Here is an 18591-nt window from a genome sequence, read left to right on the forward strand (position 1 = left end):
TCAGAGCCCTGCCAGACGATCCGCCATGTTCAGGGCAGCAAGATTGCGGCGCTCGTGGTATGTCGCGACGATCACGACGCGACCGCCCTTGATGACATAGAAGATCTGATAGCCCGAATAGCGGAGCGATCGGGGCCCGGCCGCGACGGCCTCGCGCGGGCGTCCCATCCTCGGCATCTCGAGCAGCCGCTGAAACTTCTCGAACAGGCCGTCGAGGAATGCGAGCGTGCGGTCGTGCCCCCAGGTCGCGACGTCATGCGCGCGAATGGCCGCCATGTCCGAGACCGCCGCGCGGCGGACATGCAGCTTCACCGATCGCGCCCGGTCCGGTCCAGATCGCCGTAAACGAACTCGGCGAGGTCCACTTCCTCGGTCGGCTGTTCCAGGCGCCGTGCGATGTCCCGGCGCAGGCGCTCGAAGGCGGCGGCGTCGTCATCCTCCATCAGGCGGCGCAGCCCGCGGCCCTGACGACCTCCGAGGCGTTGCCATAGAGACCGGCCTCGACCTGTCGCTCGGCACACTCCTGCATCTGAGGCGTGGGGGAGATGTTCGGCATGGCACGCGCGACTCGGCCATCGTCAAGGTTCGCGCGCCACGCCCACCCCGATCATCGAATCCCGTGTAACCAGTGCCGCGAGGGCCGCCTCGTCCAGTCCCTCGGTCCCGGCGGGGCGGGAGGGCACCACGATATACCGCATGTCGGCCGTCGAGTCGTGGACGCGGACGGTGACGTCGTCCGGCAGGTTCAGCCCGAACTCCGCCAGCACCGTCCTTGGTTCCCGCACGGTGCGGGAGCGGTAGGCGCGGCTCTTGTACCAGTCGGGCGGCAGGCCCAGCAGGTTGCGCGGGTAGCAGGAGCAGAGGGTGCAGACGACGACGTTGTGGGTCGCCGCGTCGTTCTCGACCGCGATCAGGCGCATCGGCTTGACGTCGAAGCCCATCTCGGCGCAGGCGGCCGAGCCGTCCTCCAGCAGCCGCGCGCGGAAGTCGGGGTCGGTCCAGGCCCGCGCAACCACCGCCGCGCCCTGCGCCGGAGAGCGGGCGTCCATCGCCTCGACCTGTGCGGCGACCTCGGCGGCAGTGACGACGCCCTTCTCGATCATCAGCTCGCGGATCGCGATCTCCATGACCTGCCAGTAGCTCAGCCCGGTGTCCTGGTCGGGACGGTAGGGGTGGCCCGAGGGGCTCAGGTGGTCGTGGTGGTGATGGTCGTGGGGCATCAGGCGGGCTCCAGCCAGTGGGCGTAGATCTCGGCGTCGATCGTGTCGGCGGGGTTGGGCGCGTCGGGCCAGACCTCGTCCATGCGGAAGCGGACGCGGTAGAGCGGCAGGCGCTCCGCCGCGTGGCCATAGGCGAGTTGCTCGGGGTTGCCGAAGGGGCCGAGCACGCGCTCTACCGCGCCGGTCTTGCCGCGCAGGTAGAAGGGCGTGCGCACATGGCCGGGCGGGGTCATGCTGCGGACGCGCACACGGGCGCCGGGTTCAAGTGGCATCGGCGGCCTCGCCATAGGTCGCGCCCCGGGCGCGCACCTCCTCCATCTTCGCGCCGAGCTCGGCCACGGTATAGGTGCCACGCTCGAGATGGTTCTGGTTCAGCGCGGCGACCCAGCGCTCGTAATAAGTCATCGTCTCGAATGCCTCCGGCCCCATGTCCTCGAGCACGCGGCGCAGCCCGTCGACGGTGAACACGCCCTTGAGGCCGGACAGGATCACCAGCGCGTCGACCCGCTTCTCCCAGAGGGCGAAGTCGTGCTCCTCCCCCGGGACGGGACCGGCGAGGTCGCCGCCCATGTCGTGCCAGCGGCGCGCAGGATCGGCCGGGCCCTGTCGGGAAGGATCGGTGCTCACGACTGGGCCTCCAGCTGAACGATCTGCGGCCTTAGCCCGTCCAGCTGGTAGCCCGCGTCGCGGCAGGCGGCGAGGATCTCGTCCGCCGGCATCTTGCCGGCCGAGGCCAGTGCCCAGAGCACCGCCGAACGCGTCCCGGAGGCACAATAGGCGACGACCTTGCCCTCGGCCCCGGCGATGGCCTCGGCCTGCTCCTCGACCGCGTCCAGCGTCAGGTTCGGCATCGAGACCGGATTGAAGGTGAAGGCCATCCCGGCGGCCTCGGCCGCCGCTTGCATGGCGGCCGCCTGGTGCGAGGGCGGGACCTCGGCATCGGGCCGGTTGCAGATGATCGCCGTCACCCCGCTTTCCGCCAGCGCGGACATGTCCGCGGGATCGAGCTGCGGGCTGACGGAGGTGGTCTCGTCGAGGGGGCGGAGGTCCATGGGCGCCTCTGGCATGGGGAACCCGGCGATGATGGCGCCTGCGATCCGAGAGGTAAAGGTCCCGGCGCGCGCGTCTCAGGCGCCCCGGATCAGCGACCCCGCGCCGTGGCTGGTGAACAGCTCCAGCAGGACGGCGTTGGGGACCCGGCCATCGAGGATCACGACCGCCCGCACGCCCGCCGCCAGCGCGTCGAGCGCGGTCTGCGTCTTGGGGATCATCCCGCCGGCGATGACGCCCTCCGCCGTCAGGGCGCGGACCTGCGCAGCCGACAGCTCGGTCACGACCTCGCCCGAGGCGTCCTTGACCCCGCTCACATCGGTCAGCAGCAGCAGCCGGTCGGCCTTGAGCGCCCCGGCGATGGCGCCCGCCGCGGTGTCGCCGTTGATGTTGTAGGTCTCGTCGTTCTCGCCGGTGCCGATCGGCGCGATGACCGGGATCATCTCGTCGCGGAAGAGCGAGTGGAGCAGGCGCGTGTCGATCTCGGTCGGCGAGCCGACGAAGCCCAGTTCCGGGTCGTCGGCCTCGCAGGTGATCATGTCGGCATCCTTGCCCGTCAGCCCGACGGCGCGCCCCCCCGCGGTGTTGAGCGCCTGCACGATCCGCTTGTTGATCTCGCCGGCCAGCACCATCTCGACCACCTGCATCGTGGCGGCATCCGTCACCCGCTTGCCGCGCACGAAGGTCGAGCTTACGCCCAGCCGTTCCAGCATGGCGTTGATCATCGGGCCGCCGCCATGGACGACGACCGGGTTGATCCCGACCGTCCGCATCAGCACCACGTCGCGCGCGAAGCTTGCCATGCCCTCGTCCGAGCCCATGGCGTGCCCGCCCAGCTTGATGACGACGGTGGCGTCGTCGTAGCGGCGCAGATAGGGCAGCGCCTCGTTCAGGGTGCGGGCGATGGCGGCGTTGTCGCGGTTCATGTCGTCTCTGGTCTTCATGGGGTCCTCCCGGCGCCTTCTGCCTAGACGGTCGCGGCGGCGGGGGCCAGCGGCGGAAACTCCGCGCCGGCGAAATCGAGCCCGGTCGCTTGCTCGGCCCTCAGCACGATCTCGGCGGCGGCGCGCGCGTCCTCCTCTCCGTCGTGGTGGCGGAAGTTGAGGCCCAGGTGGCGCTTGAGCGAGGCGAGCCCGTGCCCCCCGTTCCCCTTCAGTTCGGGCCAGGCGCGTCGGGCGACGCGGAGGCTGTCGCGCCAGAGCCAGTCGGGCGCGTCGAGCCCGTGAACCGTGCAGGCCGCGGCGATGGCGGCCTTGTCGAAGCTCGAATGCTGGAAGACGAGGCGCGTGCCGATCAGCGCCTCGAGCACCGGAAGCACGGCGTCGAAGCGCGGGGCGCCGCGCACCGTCCCCGCGGTGATGCCGTGGACGAAGCTGCAGGACCAGTCGCTGGGGCCCGGGTCGAGATAGGTCGACCAGGTGGCCAACGTCCCGTCGTTCCGGACCCCCGCGACGCCGACCTGGCAGATCGAGCCGCGCCGGCGATCCGCCGTCTCGACGTCGAGAGCCATGAAGCGGAACGGGCCGTGGAGGGGGGAACGAAGCATGATCCCGGGTGTAGCGCGGGCCGGATGGAAGGGGAATCGGCTTCTTCGAAGAAGCCGATCTGTCTTTTCGAAAAGCCTGATGCCTCAGCCGATTCCCGCGATGACCGACCGCAGGGTCGGGATGCCCCAGCCCTTCTCGCTGGACGTCACGATCAGCTCGGGGAAGGCGGCGGGATGTTTCGCCAGCGCCGCGCGGGTGTGGTCGAGCACCTTCTCCCGCTCCGCCTCCTTCACCTTGTCGGCCTTGGTCAGCACGGCCTGGAAGGTCACGGCGGAGGCGGAGAGCAGGGCCATGATCTCCGCGTCGACCTCCTTCGGTCCGTGCCGTGCGTCGATCAGCACGAAGGCGCGGCGGAGGCTCGGGCGGCCGGCCAGATAGGCCTTCAGCAGCGCCTGCCACTTGGCCACCTCGGCCACCGGCGCCTTGGCGAAGCCGTAGCCGGGCAGGTCGACGAGGTAATGGCTGTCGGCGAGGGTGAAGAAGTTGATCTCCTGCGTGCGGCCCGGCGTGTTGGAGGCGCGGGCCAGCGCCCGCCGTCCGGTCAGCGCGTTGATCAGGGTCGACTTGCCCACGTTGGAGCGGCCGGCGAAGCAGACCTCCACCCGGTCGGCAGGGGGCATGCCGGACATGGCAACGACGCCCTTGAGGAACTCTCCGCCGGTCGCGAAGAGCCTGCGGCCGCGCTCCTCCTCCTCGGGACCGGGCGCCTCGGCGACGGGGAAGGGCAGGCTCATGTCGCGGCCTCCAGCCGGGCCAGGTCGGCGCCGCGGATGGCGTTCAGGTTGCGCGTGATCTTCGCCGCGTCCCAGTCCCACCAGGCGATGGCCAGCAGACGGTCGACAGTGGCCGCGTCGAACCGCGTCCGGACCACGCGCGCCGGGTTTCCCGCGACGATGGCATAGGGCGGCACGTCCTTCGTCACGACCGACATCGCGGCGACGATGGCGCCCGCGCCGATGGCGACGCCGGGCATGACCGTCGCGTTGTCGCCGATCCAGACGTCAGGGCCGATCACCGTGTCGCCCTTCTGCACGGCGGTCCAGGTTGCCGGGTCGAAGCCCTCTTCCCAGCCGCCGCCGAAGATGTTGAACGGAAAGGTGCTGAACCCGTCCATCGCGTGCGTCCCGCCGTTCATGAAGATCCGCACGCCATGGGCGATGGCGCAGAACGGCCCGATGGTCAGGTGGTCGCCGACGAAGTCGTAGTGGTGCAGGACGTTGCGGTCGAAGAAGTCGCGCGTCTCCTGCGGGTCGTCGTAATAGGCATAGGCGCCGACCGTCACGTTGGGCCGGCCCTCGGCCAGCGGTCGCAGGAAGACCATGCCGGCATAGGCAGGCGCCATCGGAGCGAGTGTCTCGGGGTCCGGTCCGGTCATGCGGCCTCCAGGATGTCGCCCGGGGCGATCACGCCGCCTTTGATGACGGTTACGCCGATGGTGAAGTCGCGATGGCCGAAACCGTCCAGCACCGACAGGAGGTCGGCATCCCGACGTCCGGTCTCGGGACTGGCCGAGGTTGACTCGCAGCGGTCGATGCGTGCGACGCCTTCCAGGACAGCGCCGCCGAGGCGGAGACGGCGCCCGACGAGATCGAACTCTTCCCAGGGGGCAAGGCCGTCGATCCAGAGGTTGCAGCGCCAGCGCTGGATCGAGAGCGCGCGGCCCAGACGCCCCTCGACCACGCGATGGCTGGTCAGGTTGCCCAGGGTGATCGTGGGGGCCGCGCTGTCCGTCATCCCGCGCCCGTCCGGGGCGCGGACGACGCGGGCGGGCCGGGCGCGGCCCAGCGCCACCAGCGGTTCGAGCCAGGCGATCAGCGCCTCCGGCTCCGCGTCGGGATCGACCCGCAGCGGCGGGCGGTCGGGGTGGGTGAGGTGCAGCGCTGGCCCTTCGGCCCGCGCCTCGACCGCCATCAGCGCGGGCGAGGAGGCCGCGCGCAGGAAACCCGCACAGCGCGACCATTCGCCGTCCACCGCCTTCGACGCCTCGTGCGCGATGGCCCAGACCCGATCGCCCGGCAGCGTCTCGCCCGCGCGCAGCACCGCCCGGTCCAGCGCCTCGCGGCCGACGGCCTTGATCGGGTGGCGCCAGATCGAGGCGAGCGTGGCTGTCACCGGCGCGGCTTCCGCTTCTTGCGCGGTGGGGTCGGCGTGGGCCTGGGCTTCGGCGCGGCATCCAGCGTCGTGGGCGGCGCCGGGGTCTCGTCAGGCTCCGCCACGGTCTCGCCCTCGGCGGCCTGCGTCGCAGGCGCGCCGGCCTTGACCGGCTTGTGGTCCTTGCCGATCCCGGGCGGAGTCGCGGGCTTCTTCTGGAAGGACGACCGGATGTTGCCGAAGAGGTCCGGCTTCGACCCGTGCGAGCGCATGATCGCGTACTGCTGGATGAAGGTGATCGTGTTGTTCGCGATCCAGTAGACGACGAGGCCGCTGGCGAAGCCGCCGAGCATGAACATGAACACCCAGGGCAGCCAGGCGAAGATCATGGCCTGCGTCGGGTCGGTGGGGGCCGGGTTCAGCTTCTGCTGGAGCCACATCGAGATGCCCAGCAGGATCGGCAGGATGCCGATGAAGATCAGCGCCAGGATCGAGTTCGGATCGGGCGCGGCCCAGGGCAGCAGGCCGAAGAGGTTGATGATCGAGGTCGGGTCGGGCGCCGAGAGGTCCTGGAAGGGACCGAAGAACGGCGCGTGGCGCAGCTCCAGCGTGACGAAGATCACCTTGTAGAGGCTGAAGAAGATCGGGATCTGCAGCAGGATCGGCAGGCAGCCCGCAGCCGGGTTCACCTTGTTCGTCTTGTAGAGCTCCATCATGCCCTGCTGAAGCTTCTGGCGGTCGTCGCCCGCCTTCTCCTTCAGCTTCTCCATCTCGGGCTGGAGTTCCTTCATGCGGGCCATCGAGACGTAGCTCTTGTAGGCCAGCGGCAGCAGGATCGCCTTGATCAGCAGGGTCAGCACGATGATCGCGATGCCCATGTTCCCGATCACGCCATTCAGCCAGTGCAGCGCGGCGAAGATCGGCTTCGTCAGGAAGTAGAACCAGCCCCAGTCGATCGAGTCGATGAATCCCGCGACGCCGCCGACCGCGGCGTTCTGGTATTCGCGGATCGTGGCCCATTCCTTGGCCCCGGCGAAGAGCCGGCTTTCGGAGACGTGGCTTTCACCCGCGGCGACCTCGCGGATCGGCAGGCGGGTCTCGGTCTGGTAGATGTCGGCGCCTTCGACATATTTCACCACCTCGGTGAAGCGGACGCCGGCCGAGGGGATCAGTGCCGTCATCCAGTACTTGTCGGTGAAGCCGATCCAGCCGTCCTCTGAGGCCTCGGTCAGTTGTACCCGTCCGCCCTCGGTCGCGACGGAGTCGAGGTCGGTCATGTCGTCGTAGTCGAGCTCCAGCAGCTCCCCGTCGGAGCGGGCGACGACGCCCTCGTGCAGGATGAAGAAGTTGACGGTGTCGGGCTCCCCGTGGCGCGCGACCAGGCCGTAGGGGGCCAGCCGCACGGGCGCGCCGGTGGTGTTCTCGACCCCCTGCGCGACGGTGAACATGTAGTCGTCGTCGACCGAGATCGTCTTGGTGAAGATCAGCCCGCTGCCATTGTCCCAGGTCAGCGTGACGGGGCTTTCGGGCGTCAGGACCGCGCCCTCCGGAGCGGTCCATTGCGTGTTCGCCGTGGGCACGTCGTCGAAGGTCAGGGCCCCGCCCGGGATCCAGCCATGCAGCGCGTAATAGGCGTTCGGGCTGCCCGCGGGGTTGAGCAGGGTGACGATGGGGGAGTCGTCGTCGATCGTCTCGCGGTAGTCGAGCAGGGAGATGTCGTCGATCCGGCCCCCGTTGAGCGAGATCGACCCCGTCAGCCGCGGCGTGTCGACCGGGATGCGGGTGGCGGCGCCCAGCGCGGCCTCCCGGCTCTCGGCCGGGGTGACGGCGACGCTGCCAGGCGCGACGGTGGCCCCGGGCGCGACGGGCGGCGTGATCGCGCCGCCCTCGGCATCGACCACGAGCCCGTCATTGGTCGCGGTCTCGGCGACGGTCGGGGCCTGCTGCTCGGGCGGGAAGAGGACGAACCAGATCAGCAGCACCAGTGCAGATAGCACGGTGGCGAGGATGAGGTTCTTGTTTTGCTCGTCCATGAGACCTGTCCGGGGCATGTCGGGGGTTGCGCGCCGTTCAACAGACGCGAGGTGAGAAGGTCAAGGCGAAACCGGGCGCGGCGGGGCCGCCTCGCGAGGCCTGACAGGGGCCGGGCCGCCGCGGGTGGGATGGTCCGGCGGGCGTTGAGGACCGGATCATCACGGGAGATCCGTTGGGGGGTGTGCGACCTAGCCCGACCGAGCGCAGGATGTTCCTCCGGCGAGTTCATCCCGGGAGCGCGTTCGGACCCGGAGGCGCGCGGCGCGCGCGGGGGGGGCCACGTCGGGGGCCCGGCGGCGCGCCTTCCCTCTGCCCTCCCCGGGGGGCGGAGCACGTCAGCCCCGACCTGGTCGAAGCGGCGCCCCCGGTGCGCACCTGTCATGCGACCGGGTGCCATCGGGGCTTTGCCGCGGCGACGTCGGCGCTGCTGGCCCCCGCCGTCGACGGCAGAACGTGTCGCGGAAAGTGGACGCTCTCCCACGCGACTGCGCCGCGCAAGGGCCGGGACACCGCGAGCGGGAGCCTGCGCCTCGGCCGCTCCTTCTGTCAGGCCGTTCCCTGCGGCCGCATCTGGATGAGTGCGGCGCCCCGCCGCGCGCGGTGGGTGCGCAGCCAGGTCAGCGTGTCCACGAGCGGCATGGCGCGGGCGATGGCGAAGCCCTGGAAATGCGAGCACTCCATCTCCCGCAGGGTCTCGCTCAGCTCCTCGGTCTCGACGCCTTCGGCCAGCGTCTCGATGCCGAGCACCCGGGCCATGGAGAGGATTGCCGCGATGATGCGCCTTCGGCCCGGGTCCTCGTCGATGCCCGCGATCAGGCTGCGGTCCAGCACGATCCGGTGCACGCCGAAGCGCGCGACATGGCCGACCGTCGCGGGGCCGGTGCCGAAATCGTCTAGGTCCAGCCGGAAACCGGTCTGGCGCAGCGCGTCGATATTGGCCTGCACGGTCTCGTCGCCCGCCCGTTCGGTCACCGTGGGCGGCAGCTCGAACGAGATCCGGCGCGTGGCGACGTCGCGCTGATCGACGAGCCAGGCGAGGCGCTCCGCAAGCCGCGGGTCGGACAGTTCCTCCTGCGAGAGGTTGACGCAGAGGCCGGGCACGCCGAGCCCCGCCGCGTCCCAACTCGCCAGCGCGTCGAGCGCCGCGGCCAGCACCGCCTCGCCCAACTCCGTCATGCGGCCGGACGCGCGGACCGCTGGAAGGAACCGCTCCGGCTCCAGCACACCGAGTTCGGGATGGGTCCAGCGGGCAAGCGCCTCGAATCCGGCGACGTCACCCGTCGCGGCCACGATCTGCGGCTGGAACCAGGCGCCGATCCGCCCGGCATCGAGCGCCGCGTCGATCTGCTCGGCCAGGCGCGCGTCGATCTCGACCTCGTCGCGGAGGTCTGAATTGTAGAAGCGGATCGCGTCGCTGCGGTCACGCAGCGCGATCGCCAGGGCCGATCCGGCCGCCGCCAGCATTGCGCGGCCCGACCGGTCCGGCGCCATCGCCACAGAACAGATGCCGATGGCCGAGCGGCCGCGCAGGACGTCGCCGTCGAGAGAGATCGGTTCCGCCGCGGCGACCTGGATGCGGTCCGCGATGTTCATCAGGATCGGCAGGTCCGCGCGCCTCGTCGGGCAGAGCAGCACCGTCAGCTCGTCAGAACCGGAGCGCAGCACCTCGTCCCGCCCGCGCATCGCCGAGATCACGCGCAGGGCGATCCGGGCCAGAACCGCATCCTCGGCCTCGCGGTCCCAAGGGTCGGTCCCCTCCGCCGGGCGCAGGCGAAGGCGCAGCACCGCAGTGGTCCGGTCGCGGGCGGCACAGTCGGCGAGGATGCCGTCGAGTCGCTGGCGCAGCACCTCGGCGGAAACAGTGCCGCCCGTCTCGGCCGGCGCGGGCGCTGTCCGGCTTGCCGGGCGGCCCTGCAGCGCGAGGAACGCCGGAAGGACGACGACCAGCACCATCGCCATAGTCGAGTCGCCGAAGCCCCAGGCCAGCGCCGCGGCGACCGGGAACAGCATCATCCAGTCGATCCGGTCGCGCAAGGCGCGTGCGCGGTCGACGAGGCGGGCGGCGGGCGGCGGAGGGGCGGCATCGGACATGAACGGCTCGGCATCGGTCTCGGTCGCGCCTTGCTAGCGCGCCACCTCTGACCGAATCCTCAACGCAGCCGCGGAATCTCCGGCCCGGCTTCCCCCGCGGTTTCCGGCGCGCCTGACGGCGTCAGCCCGGCGAAGTCCCACAGTGCCGGGTCGGGCATGTGCGACGGCCGCACCTGGCAGAGCGCCGAGAACATCTTGGCCCGGCGGCCGGGGATCTTCGCCTCCCACCCGTCGAGCATCGCCTTGATGGCCTGACGCTGCAGCCCGTCCTGCGAGCCGCAGAGGTCGCAGGGAATGATCGGATAGCTCATCGCCCGCGCGAAACGGTCGCAATCGGCCTCGGCGACATGGGCGAGCGGGCGCAGCACCAGAAGATCGCCCTCGTCGTTCAGCAGCTTGGGCGGCATGGTCGCGATCTTGCCGCCGTGGAAGAGGTTGAGGAAGAACGTCTCGAGGATGTCGTCCCGGTGATGGCCCAGCACGACGGCGGTGCAGCCCTCCTCGCGGGCGATCCGATACAGATTGGCGCGCCGGAGCCGCGAGCAGAGCGCGCAGTAGGTGCGCCCCTGCGGGACCTTGTCGACGACGATGGAATAGGTGTCGCGGTATTCGATCCGGTGGGGCACGCCCATCCGCTGCAGGAACTCGGGCAGGACGGTCGCCGGGAATCCCGGCTGCCCCTGGTCGAGGTTGCAGGCGAGGATGTCGACGGGCAGCAGGCCGCGCCACTGCAGCTCCGTGAGGACGGCGAGCAGGGTGTAGCTGTCCTTGCCGCCCGACATGCAGACGAGCCATCTCGCCCGCGGCCCGGTCCGGTCGATCATGGCATAGCGGTCGATCGCCTCGCGCGTCTCGCGAACGAGACGCTTGCGCAGCTTGCGGAATTCCGTCGTGCGCGGGGCGCCGTGGAACAGCGGGTGAATGTCGTCGGGATCGTCGAGCATGCCGCTCCCTTACCCGGTCCGGGGACGCCCGGCCAGAGGCCGGGCGCTTGGGAGTTCAGCGCAGATCGCGAAACGGGGCGCTGCCGAAGAGGAGCGGGTCGATCCGCTCCGAAGGCAGCGCGGGGGGGGCCGCGGGCAGGCCCAGGTCGCGCTTCAGATGCGCGGGCAGGGCGCGCCCGTCCGGCGGCCTGGCACGCGGCCGCAGCATCGCGACGAGCGCGGCGATCAGGACGCGGCCGGGGCCATGGGCGTCGATGGCGACATGGATGGCGTTCCGCTCGGCGGAGCGCAGGGGGAGTGCGTTCATGGTATCGTCCCCGATGGGAATCGGGGCCTCCGGTTGGTGGGTCGGAACAGGACGGCATGCGACCGGGCCCCCGGACCGGGGCATAGGATCGTCAGTGCTGTCGGGATGCCGTCCGTGGACGGCGGCAGGTCAGCCTCGGAGGGCGCCTTGACACCAGGCGGCTGCGAAGCGCGGAGCGGTCACGGATACATTGGTCATGCGGCCCCTCCTCTGGTTCGAGCGCGTGGTGCCGCGTCGATACGCCACATCCGCGATTGCGCCAACAGTTTTCTTCGCGCCAGGCGAAGGCGCGCGGTCGGAGCCGTCAGTCGGGGACGTTGTCGATGCCCGATCCGCCGAGCGGGTGGCAGCGCAGGAGGCGTCGCAGCGCGAGCCAGCCGCCGCGGAGGCCGCCATGCTTCTCCAGCGCCTCGAGCGCGTAGACCGAGCAGGTCGGCTGGTAGCGGCAGTTATGCCCGACATGCGGCGAGAAGACCGCCCGGTAGGCGTGGACGGGGAAGGCTAGGAGACGCGCGAGGGGGGTCACCGGTGGACCCTCGCGAGCGCCTCGCGCAGGTCGTCGAGGAGCAGCGGGAAGGGCCGGGCGGCGGTGGCCTCGGCGCGGCCGATCAGGGCGTAGTCCCAGCCGGGGCGTCCGGCCCCGGGCAGCACGGCGCGCGCGGCCTCGCGCAGGCGGCGCTTGGCGCGGTTGCGGGCGACGGCGTTGCCGACCTTCTTCGAACAGGTGAAGCCCACGCCGATGGCGGGATCGCCGTCGCCGCGATCGCGGGCCTGCAACAGGAAAGACCCCGCCGGCGCGCGTCGGGCGCGGGCAAGGGCGAGGAATTCAGGGCGTGCCTTAAGAACGCGAAGAGAGGCCGGCGGCGCGGCGGCCTCCGGCGTCGTGCCTCGCGCGCTCATCGGGCGGGTCAGGCCGAGAGCGACTTCCGGCCGCGGGCGCGGCGGGCGTTCAGGACCTTGCGTCCGGCCTTCGTCGCCATGCGCGCACGAAAGCCGTGGCGCCGCTTGCGGACGAGGTTCGATGGTTGGAACGTGCGCTTCATGGCCTTCTCTCCGGGTGGCTTGGCCGGATCCGGTGTGAATCGACGGCGGAATGACTTCGGAAGCCGCGCAATAGGGGGGCCGGGCGGGGCTGTCAACATCGGGGGTTGCGCCTGGCCCGGGACGGGGAGGGGGGCTCTGCCCCCCGTCGCCTCCGGCGACTCCCCCCGGAGTATTTGCGGCCACAGGAAGGGGGTCGGGACAATTCGAGTCGATTTCTCCGGGCTGGCCAGGGTGCGGGAGAGCGCCGCCGATTGTGTCAGGTCGGACCGGCGGCCGGCATTCGCCCTGAAACATTCGGGGGTGCAGGCGCCTTTCCCCCACACGCGCCGACACAGGGGCGTGAGGCCGGCTATCGCGACGGGGCCCTTCGCGGCAGAGAGACGTCAATGTCCCGCGAACCCTGCGCGACCCACGCCACGAACGGACCCGGACGGATGACAGACCCCAGCAAGGCAGACAGTTCCAGGGGCGGGATCGCCCGCTATCTTCCCCTCGCCGCGATTGTCACCGTGGCCGCGCTGGGCGCGTTCCTGCTGCGCGACACGCTGTCGTTCGAGACGCTGGCCGACAACCGCGAGGCGCTGATCGCGTTCCGCAACGACAACTACCTTCTGACGGCGCTGGCCTTCGTCGGCGTCTACGTCCTGATCGTGGCCTTCTCGCTGCCCGGTGCCGCGATCGCGACGCTGACCGGCGGGTTCCTCTTCGGGCTGTTCCCCGGAGTGCTGCTCAACGCGGGCGCCGCGACGGTGGGCGCGACGATCATCTTCCTCGCCGCCAAGCACGGATTGGGCGACCGGCTGGCGGCGCGGATGGACGCCTCGGGCGGCACGGTGAGGAAGATCAAGGACGGCATCCGCGAGGACGAGACCTCCTACCTGCTGATCATGCGCCTCGTCCCGGCGGTGCCGTTCTTCGTGGCCAACCTGGTCCCGGCCTTCGTCGGCGTGTCGTTGCGCAAGTTCGTGGCGACGACCTTCTTCGGCATCCTGCCCGGAGGCGCGGTCTATACCTGGGTCGGGGCCGGGCTGGGCGAGGTCTTTGCCCGGGGCGAGACGCCGGACCTCGGCATCGTCTTCGAGCCGCACATCCTCGGCCCGATCCTCGGGCTGGTCGCGCTGGCGCTGCTGCCGATCCTGATCAAGCGCCTCCGGAGGGGCTGAGACGATGAACATGACCACGCCCCCTGACGCGATGCTGCGCAGCGAGGACCGCACCATGGAAGAGATCAGGACCGACGTGCTGGTGATCGGCGCGGGCTCCGGCGGGCTGTCGGTGGCGGCGGGGGCGGTGCAGATGGGCGCCGACGTGACCCTGCTCGAAGGCCACAAGATGGGCGGGGACTGCCTGAACTTCGGCTGCGTGCCCTCCAAGGCGCTGATCGCGGCGGCCAGGCAGGCCCAGGCGATGCGGACCGGAGCTATGTACGGCGTCACCCCGGTCATGCCGGAGGTCAGCTATGCCGAGGCGAAGCGACACGTCCACCGCGTCATCGAGACCATCGCTCCCGTCGACAGCCAGGAGCGGTTCGAGGGCCTCGGCGTGCGCGTCATCCGCGAATTCGGACGGTTCGTCGACAGGGACACCGTCGAGGCGGGGCGCTGGCGCATCAGGGCGCGGCGCATCGTCATCGCCACCGGGTCGTCGCCGCTGGTGCCGCCGATCCCGGGGCTCGACGGGGTGCCCTACCAGACCAACGAGACGATCTTCGACCTGATGGAGAAGCCAGAGCATCTGCTCGTCATCGGCGGCGGGCCGATCGGGATGGAGATGGCGCAGGCGCATGTCCGGCTGGGCTGCAGGGTCACGGTGATCGAGGACGGCCGCGCCCTCGGCAAGGACGATCCCGAGATGGCCGAGGTGGTGCTGAAGACACTCCGCAAGGAGGGCGTCGAGATCGTCGAGGGCGCGAAGGCCGAGCGCATCGAGGGCAAGGCGGGCCGGATCACGGTCCACACGAGCGAGGGGGCCCATACCGGCGACACCCTTCTGCTGGCCGTCGGGCGGAAGGCCAATGTCGACCGGCTGAACCTTGAGGCGGCGGGGATCGCGTATGACCGCGCCGTCGAGGTCGACGACCGCCTGCGGACGACGAACCGCAAGGTCTATGCGGTGGGCGATGTCGCGGGCCGGCTGCAGTTCACCCATGTCGCGGGTTATCACGGGGCGACGGTGATCCGGCCGATCCTCTTCGGCCTGCCGGCCAGGGCGCGCACCGACCATATCCCCTGGGCGACCTATACCGACCCGGAGCTGGCGCAGGTCGGCCTGACCGAGGAGCAGGCGGTGAAGAAGCACGGCAGGCACAGGGTCGAGGTCCTTCGCTTCCCCTATCACGAGAACGACCGCGCCATCGCCGAGGGCAAGACCGATGGTCTCATCAAGGTGATGGTCGTCAGGGGCCGCCCGGTCGGCGCCTCCATCGCGGGGGAGAAGGCGGGGGAGCTGATCGGCCTCTGGGCGCTCGTGCTGGCCAACAGGCTGAAGATCGGCGCTGTGGCGGCCATGGTCGCCCCCTATCCGACGCTGGGCGAGATCTCGAAGCGCGCGGCCGGGCAGTACTACGTCCCGCGCCTGTTCGAGAGCGACAGGGTCAAGAAGGTGGTGCGCTTCGTGCAGAAATACCTGCCGTAGGTCTGCCGGGCGGCTCCGGTTTCCGGTGGCGCGGCCCGAACGCCCCTATCGTCCGCGCCGCCCCCGGGCCATAACCTCCCCCGATCACCAACCCGACTGGCGGCCGCCATGCTCACCTCCCTTTCCGGGCGATTCCTGATCCTCACGGTGATCTTCGTCATGCTGGCGGAGGTCCTGATCTTCGTCCCCTCGATCGCCCGCTATCGCGTCGACTACCTGACCAACCGGATGGAGCGGGCGCAGATCGCGGCGCTGGCGCTGCTGGCCTCGGGCGAGATGATCGAGCCGGAGGTCGAGCGCGAGCTGCTGGCCAATGCGGGCGTGCTGAACGTCGTGCTGCGCCGCGACGAGATGCGGCAGCTCGTGCTGTCGTCGGAACTGCCAGGCCCGGTCGCCAAGACCGTCGACCTGCGCGATCCGCGCCCGCTGGTGCTGATCCGCGACGCGCTGCAGCGCTTCGTGACGCCCGGCTCGCAAGTGATCCGCGTCATCGCCGAGCCGGCGCAGGGCGGAGGCATGCAGATCGAGGCGGCGCTCGACACCGCCGACCTGCGCGCGGCGCTGCTGGCCTACGGCCTCAACATCCTGTGGCTGAGCCTCGTGATCTCGGCCATCACCTCGGTCTTCCTGTTCCTCGCGGTGCGGCGGCTGATGGTGATGCCGATCCGCTCGCTGGTGCGGCAGATGAACCGCTATGCCGCGGCGCCCGAGGACGCGCGCCGGGTGATCGAGCCTCGGTCCCGCATCCGCGAATTGCACGAGGCCGAGACGACGCTGCAGTCGCTCGAGACCCAGCTGACCCAGTCCCTGCGCCAGAAGGAACGGCTGGCCCAACTCGGCGCGGCGGTCGCGAAGATCAGCCACGACCTGCGCAACATCCTGACGACGGCGACGCTGCTGGGCGACCGGCTGGAGGCCGTGGACGACCCGACCGTCAAGCGCGTGGCCCCGCGGCTCGTCGCCTCGCTGACGCGGGCGGTGAACCTGACCGAGGGGACGCTCGCCTTCGGACGGGCCGAGGAGGCGCCGCCGGCGCTGCAGATGGTCGAGGCCACGCCCTTCCTGACCGAGCTCTGCGAGGAGGCAGAGATCGCCGTCGCGGACGGGCGCATCGCGATCCGCCATGACGCGCGCCCCGGCGTCGTGCTGCGCGCCGATCCCGAGCAGCTGCATCGCGTCATCGGCAACCTCGTGCGCAATGCGCGCCAGGCGCTGCAGGCCACGGGCGGGGAGGGCGAGATCGTCGTCTCGATCGACGAGGACCCGGACGCCTGGCGCATCCGGGTGGCCGACAACGGCCCCGGCCTGCCGCCCCGCGCGCAGGAGAACCTGTTCCAGGCCTTCCAGGGCAACGCCCGCAAGGGGGGCACCGGCCTCGGCCTCGCCATCGCGCGGGAACTGGTCCAGGGCCATGGCGGCGCTCTCGTGCTGGAACGGACGGGGCCGGAGGGCACCGTGTTCCTGATCGAGCTGCCGCGGGAAATAGCGGTCTGATCCGGGGCCTCCGCCCGCGGTCGAGGCCGTCGCGCGGGCACCGTCCGCCTGCGGCCCTCCCTTGGAAATTCCCTCGGCCGAGGGCTCACCCCTCGGCCAGCCAATCCTCCAGCTGATGCGCGAACCACAGCCGCATCACCAGCTTCTCCCGGTGGCGGCGCCCGAAATCCTCGAAGCGGCGACCGGGCTTGCCGTCGATCAGGCCGCAGCGCTGCAGGATCTCGTCCTCCAGCAGCTCCCGCGCGCGGGCCAGCACGGCCGTGCCCCGCAGCGCGTCGGCGGCGTGACGGATGTCCTCGACGACCGCGGCGCGCAGTTCGGCGGCGGCGGGCGGCAGATCGGCCTCGGGGGCGGCGATCTGCTCCTCGGCGGTCTGGAAGCGCCAGCGGTCGTCGACCAGCGGCAGCGCCGCGAGGGCAGGGGCGAAGTGCTCGATGGCCGAGAAGGCCGAGACCTCGCGCGTGCGCCGCCGCCGGTTCAGGTTCGAGACAGCGACATAGACCCGCTCGTCGTTGAGCGGGAAGATCGGCGTGAAGCGCGACTCGATCTTGGCATAGAGCGGCTCCAGGTAACGGCCCGCCCGCAGCACGGCATAGGGGAAATAGAGCAGGTCGATCGGCAGGGCGTAGTCGAACCGGTCCGCCACGGCCCGCACCTCGTCGACCAGCGCCGCGCGCGGGCCGGCACGGACATAGGACGGCACGATCCCCGCCTCCAGCGCGGCCCGGGCGCGCTCGGGGTGCTGCTGCGACATCGTCTTCGCCATGCCGCCCTTCTGCAGGTGGCTGTGGCCGTAGATCACCCCGTCCTGGCCGTCGAGGCAGGGCTCCGACAGGTTCGACAGCGCACGATGCGCCTCGGTCTCGATCAGCCCGTCGGTCAGGGTCAGGACGGTCCGCGTGCGGCTGAGAAGACTGCGCTCCGGGATCGGCTGCGACGTCCGCAGGTGCCGTAGCCCCAGCGTGTCCGCGACCAGCGCGGCGACGGTGAAGTCGTCGCCGAAGCCGCGGGTGTTGGCGACGATGTCGATCCCCTGCGCCCGCAGCGCCGAGGCGAGCAGCCGGCTGTCCTTGCCGCCGCTGAGCCGCAGCTCCACCGCGTCGAAGCCGGACACGGCCGAGACGGCGCGCAGAAGCTCCTCCCGGAAGACGGCTTCGGCCTGCATCGCGCCCTGCCGGTCGGTATTGGGCTGCCCCATCCCCGCCAGGCCGCGGCGGACGATCCGGGCTCCCTCCGGCTCGAGGCGCAGCGCCTCGTGCCCCCGGACCGCCTTCACGCCCGCGAAGGGCGTCGTGTCGTCGAGCGGATAGCCGGTCGTGATCAGGTAGTCGACATAGCGCGGATCGACCTGGGCCCCGATGCAGGCGGCGATAAGCCGGGGGCGGTTCGAGACCAGCACCCCCCGGCCGAAGCGCGCATGATAGAGCCCGCCGCTCGCAGGGATCGAGGGCCAGCAGAGCCCCCGTGCGCCGTCGGTGACATGCGCGGTATGGAGGCCGCCGATCGAGGCCCCGGGCGCGACGTCGCCAGGCTGGCGCAGCGCCTCGGCGGCGAGCCGGGCGGCCTCGTCGGGCGGGCTGGTGTGATAGCCGCTGGCGGCGAAGGCGACGCCCGCGGCCTCATGTCCGGGGCAGGGGGGCGAGGCCAAGATCCGCACCGCGCCGGGCCCGCCCCGCGGGACGAGGTCCACCCCGTAGAGGCGGAAGGCCTGCGACATCACCGTCTCGAGCTTGCCCTCGGTCAGGGCGCTGCAGGTGGCGACGATCTTCATGGCGGTCCGATGCTCCGGTCAGGTGCGGCCACCATAGGTCCGGAGCGCAGTGTGTCACGCCCGAAGCCGCAGCCGCGACCAGGCCATCGCCCAGGGACCCGGCCGCCGCTGCGGAACCCGGAGCCCGGCCGGAAACCCCCTTGCACCCCCTCGCCGAGGGGTCTATGCGGGCCCTCGTAGTGCGCTGGTAGCTCAGTTGGATAGAGTACTTGACTACGAATCAAGGGGTCGGGGGTTCGAATCCTCCCCAGCGCGCCAATCCCTCCGCAAGTGACTGTTGAGCCGCGACATTTCTAGCGGTTTCCACTCTGGCGCGGTCCAGTTTCCAACGTTCTGTTCCCGTTCTCGCCCATCACGGCGGCGC

Annotated in this window: 23 protein-coding genes and 1 tRNA gene; 4 read left to right on the forward strand and 20 right to left on the reverse strand. The window is 70.8% G+C overall.

Annotated elements, in window-relative coordinates:
- The 19 genes from DR046_RS15340 to rpmH form a co-directional block, all read right to left on the reverse strand.
- On the reverse strand, positions 1-312 hold the full coding sequence (locus tag DR046_RS15340) for a type II toxin-antitoxin system RelE/ParE family toxin (protein WP_115383278.1): 312 nt from the start codon (positions 310-312) through the stop codon (positions 1-3).
- Positions 309-443, reverse strand: coding sequence for a hypothetical protein (locus DR046_RS24670; protein ID WP_280652849.1), 135 nt, complete (start codon positions 441-443; stop codon positions 309-311). Before DR046_RS24670 ends, DR046_RS15340 begins: the two co-directional genes overlap by 4 nt.
- A complete protein-coding gene (locus DR046_RS24875) occupies positions 443-556 on the reverse strand; it encodes a ribbon-helix-helix domain-containing protein (RefSeq protein ID WP_370816269.1) in 114 nt (37 codons plus the stop codon). Before DR046_RS24875 ends, DR046_RS24670 begins: the two co-directional genes overlap by 1 nt.
- Positions 557-578: 22 nt before the next feature.
- Complete coding sequence (gene nthA / locus DR046_RS15345) at positions 579-1220, reverse strand: nitrile hydratase subunit alpha (RefSeq protein WP_115383279.1); 642 nt, start codon at positions 1218-1220, stop codon at positions 579-581.
- Complete coding sequence (locus DR046_RS24880) at positions 1220-1492, reverse strand: SH3-like domain-containing protein (RefSeq protein ID WP_370816270.1); 273 nt, start codon at positions 1490-1492, stop codon at positions 1220-1222. The genes nthA and DR046_RS24880 overlap by 1 nt, the downstream gene beginning before the upstream one ends.
- Complete coding sequence (locus tag DR046_RS24885) at positions 1482-1790, reverse strand: SH3-like domain-containing protein (RefSeq protein WP_115383302.1); 309 nt, start codon at positions 1788-1790, stop codon at positions 1482-1484. The genes DR046_RS24880 and DR046_RS24885 overlap by 11 nt, the downstream gene beginning before the upstream one ends.
- Before the next feature lie 53 nt (positions 1791-1843).
- Positions 1844-2272, reverse strand: a complete 429-nt coding sequence (locus DR046_RS15360; RefSeq protein WP_115383281.1) for a protein tyrosine phosphatase family protein — start codon at positions 2270-2272, stop codon at positions 1844-1846.
- A 75-nt stretch (positions 2273-2347) separates the two neighbouring features.
- Positions 2348-3214 (reverse strand): acetylglutamate kinase, encoded by an 867-nt coding sequence (gene argB, locus DR046_RS15365; protein WP_115383282.1) that lies wholly within the window; start codon positions 3212-3214, stop codon positions 2348-2350.
- Between the two features lie 23 nt (positions 3215-3237).
- Positions 3238-3816, reverse strand: a complete 579-nt coding sequence (locus tag DR046_RS15370; protein WP_115383283.1) for an exonuclease domain-containing protein — start codon at positions 3814-3816, stop codon at positions 3238-3240.
- 84 nt (positions 3817-3900) lie between these two features.
- Positions 3901-4551 carry a ribosome biogenesis GTP-binding protein YihA/YsxC gene (gene yihA / locus DR046_RS15375; RefSeq protein ID WP_115383284.1) on the reverse strand — a complete coding sequence of 217 codons (651 nt, stop codon included), beginning with the start codon at positions 4549-4551 and terminating at the stop codon, positions 3901-3903.
- The gene (locus tag DR046_RS24675; RefSeq protein ID WP_115383285.1) at positions 4548-5192 is read right to left on the reverse strand and encodes a CatB-related O-acetyltransferase; all 645 of its coding nucleotides are present in this window, start codon (positions 5190-5192) and stop codon (positions 4548-4550) included. The genes yihA and DR046_RS24675 overlap by 4 nt, the downstream gene beginning before the upstream one ends.
- Complete coding sequence (locus DR046_RS15385) at positions 5189-5929, reverse strand: MOSC domain-containing protein (RefSeq protein ID WP_115383286.1); 741 nt, start codon at positions 5927-5929, stop codon at positions 5189-5191. The genes DR046_RS24675 and DR046_RS15385 overlap by 4 nt, the downstream gene beginning before the upstream one ends.
- Positions 5926-7941: a membrane protein insertase YidC gene (gene yidC, locus DR046_RS15390; protein WP_115383287.1), complete on the reverse strand. Its 2016-nt coding sequence runs from the start codon at positions 7939-7941 to the stop codon at positions 5926-5928. The genes DR046_RS15385 and yidC overlap by 4 nt, the downstream gene beginning before the upstream one ends.
- A 547-nt stretch (positions 7942-8488) precedes the next feature.
- The gene (locus DR046_RS15395; protein ID WP_115383288.1) at positions 8489-10033 is read right to left on the reverse strand and encodes a GGDEF domain-containing phosphodiesterase; all 1545 of its coding nucleotides are present in this window, start codon (positions 10031-10033) and stop codon (positions 8489-8491) included.
- Positions 10034-10092: 59 nt separating this feature from the next.
- Positions 10093-10977 carry a tRNA 2-thiocytidine(32) synthetase TtcA gene (gene ttcA / locus DR046_RS15400; RefSeq protein ID WP_115383289.1) on the reverse strand — a complete coding sequence of 295 codons (885 nt, stop codon included), beginning with the start codon at positions 10975-10977 and terminating at the stop codon, positions 10093-10095.
- A 55-nt stretch (positions 10978-11032) separates the two neighbouring features.
- Positions 11033-11284, reverse strand: coding sequence for a hypothetical protein (locus tag DR046_RS15405; RefSeq protein ID WP_115383290.1), 252 nt, complete (start codon positions 11282-11284; stop codon positions 11033-11035).
- 304 nt (positions 11285-11588) lie between these two features.
- Positions 11589-11810 (reverse strand): membrane protein insertion efficiency factor YidD, encoded by a 222-nt coding sequence (yidD, locus tag DR046_RS15410; protein ID WP_115383291.1) that lies wholly within the window; start codon positions 11808-11810, stop codon positions 11589-11591.
- Positions 11807-12184, reverse strand: a complete 378-nt coding sequence (locus DR046_RS15415) for a ribonuclease P protein component (RefSeq protein ID WP_115383292.1) — start codon at positions 12182-12184, stop codon at positions 11807-11809. Before DR046_RS15415 ends, yidD begins: the two co-directional genes overlap by 4 nt.
- An 8-nt stretch (positions 12185-12192) precedes the next feature.
- Positions 12193-12327, reverse strand: a complete 135-nt coding sequence (gene rpmH / locus DR046_RS15420) for a 50S ribosomal protein L34 (RefSeq protein WP_028092427.1) — start codon at positions 12325-12327, stop codon at positions 12193-12195.
- A gap of 435 nt (positions 12328-12762) precedes the next feature.
- Between rpmH and DR046_RS15425 the strand changes: the two genes are divergently transcribed.
- From DR046_RS15425 to DR046_RS15435, 3 genes are all read left to right on the forward strand, one after another.
- Positions 12763-13491, forward strand: a complete 729-nt coding sequence (locus DR046_RS15425; RefSeq protein ID WP_115383293.1) for a TVP38/TMEM64 family protein — start codon at positions 12763-12765, stop codon at positions 13489-13491.
- 55 nt (positions 13492-13546) lie between these two features.
- Complete coding sequence (locus tag DR046_RS15430; RefSeq protein ID WP_115383303.1) at positions 13547-14962, forward strand: dihydrolipoyl dehydrogenase family protein; 1416 nt, start codon at positions 13547-13549, stop codon at positions 14960-14962.
- A gap of 108 nt (positions 14963-15070) precedes the next feature.
- On the forward strand, positions 15071-16456 hold the full coding sequence (locus DR046_RS15435; RefSeq protein ID WP_115383294.1) for a sensor histidine kinase: 1386 nt from the start codon (positions 15071-15073) through the stop codon (positions 16454-16456).
- Positions 16457-16541: 85 nt separating this feature from the next.
- Here DR046_RS15435 and DR046_RS15440 read toward each other — a convergent pair whose 3' ends face one another.
- Positions 16542-18227, reverse strand: a complete 1686-nt coding sequence (locus DR046_RS15440; protein WP_115383295.1) for an asparagine synthetase B family protein — start codon at positions 18225-18227, stop codon at positions 16542-16544.
- Between the two features lie 181 nt (positions 18228-18408).
- On the opposite strand from DR046_RS15440, the gene DR046_RS15445 reads away from it, so the two are divergent.
- Positions 18409-18485, forward strand: a tRNA-Arg gene (locus DR046_RS15445).
- Positions 18486-18591: the final 106 nt, after the last annotated feature.

The sequence above is a fragment of the Jannaschia formosa genome, assembly GCF_003340555.1.
GTDB classification, from domain to species: Bacteria; Pseudomonadota; Alphaproteobacteria; order Rhodobacterales; family Rhodobacteraceae; genus Jannaschia; species Jannaschia formosa.

Bases quoted from the DNA above. Each gene is read 5' to 3' on its own strand.
- DR046_RS15430 (WP_115383303.1), top strand. From the start codon at position 13,547: ATGGAAGAGATCAGGACCGACGTGCTGGTGATCGGCGCGGGCTCCGGC.
- DR046_RS15405 (WP_115383290.1), bottom strand. From the start codon at position 11,284: ATGAACGCACTCCCCCTGCGCTCCGCCGAGCGGAACGCCATCCATGTC.
- rpmH (WP_028092427.1), bottom strand. From the start codon at position 12,327: ATGAAGCGCACGTTCCAACCATCGAACCTCGTCCGCAAGCGGCGCCAC.
- DR046_RS15395 (WP_115383288.1), bottom strand. From the start codon at position 10,033: ATGTCCGATGCCGCCCCTCCGCCGCCCGCCGCCCGCCTCGTCGACCGC.
- ttcA (WP_115383289.1), bottom strand. From the start codon at position 10,977: ATGCTCGACGATCCCGACGACATTCACCCGCTGTTCCACGGCGCCCCG.
- DR046_RS24885 (WP_115383302.1), bottom strand. From the start codon at position 1,790: ATGGGCGGCGACCTCGCCGGTCCCGTCCCGGGGGAGGAGCACGACTTC.
- nthA (WP_115383279.1), bottom strand. From the start codon at position 1,220: ATGCCCCACGACCATCACCACCACGACCACCTGAGCCCCTCGGGCCAC.
- DR046_RS24880 (WP_370816270.1), bottom strand. From the start codon at position 1,492: ATGCCACTTGAACCCGGCGCCCGTGTGCGCGTCCGCAGCATGACCCCG.
- yidC (WP_115383287.1), bottom strand. From the start codon at position 7,941: ATGGACGAGCAAAACAAGAACCTCATCCTCGCCACCGTGCTATCTGCA.
- DR046_RS15370 (WP_115383283.1), bottom strand. From the start codon at position 3,816: ATGCTTCGTTCCCCCCTCCACGGCCCGTTCCGCTTCATGGCTCTCGAC.
- yihA (WP_115383284.1), bottom strand. From the start codon at position 4,551: ATGAGCCTGCCCTTCCCCGTCGCCGAGGCGCCCGGTCCCGAGGAGGAG.
- DR046_RS15415 (WP_115383292.1), bottom strand. From the start codon at position 12,184: ATGAGCGCGCGAGGCACGACGCCGGAGGCCGCCGCGCCGCCGGCCTCT.
- DR046_RS15425 (WP_115383293.1), top strand. From the start codon at position 12,763: ATGACAGACCCCAGCAAGGCAGACAGTTCCAGGGGCGGGATCGCCCGC.
- DR046_RS15360 (WP_115383281.1), bottom strand. From the start codon at position 2,272: ATGGACCTCCGCCCCCTCGACGAGACCACCTCCGTCAGCCCGCAGCTC.
- DR046_RS24675 (WP_115383285.1), bottom strand. From the start codon at position 5,192: ATGACCGGACCGGACCCCGAGACACTCGCTCCGATGGCGCCTGCCTAT.
- argB (WP_115383282.1), bottom strand. From the start codon at position 3,214: ATGAAGACCAGAGACGACATGAACCGCGACAACGCCGCCATCGCCCGC.
- DR046_RS15440 (WP_115383295.1), bottom strand. From the start codon at position 18,227: ATGAAGATCGTCGCCACCTGCAGCGCCCTGACCGAGGGCAAGCTCGAG.
- DR046_RS24670 (WP_280652849.1), bottom strand. From the start codon at position 443: ATGGAGGATGACGACGCCGCCGCCTTCGAGCGCCTGCGCCGGGACATC.
- DR046_RS24875 (WP_370816269.1), bottom strand. From the start codon at position 556: ATGCCGAACATCTCCCCCACGCCTCAGATGCAGGAGTGTGCCGAGCGA.
- DR046_RS15435 (WP_115383294.1), top strand. From the start codon at position 15,071: ATGCTCACCTCCCTTTCCGGGCGATTCCTGATCCTCACGGTGATCTTC.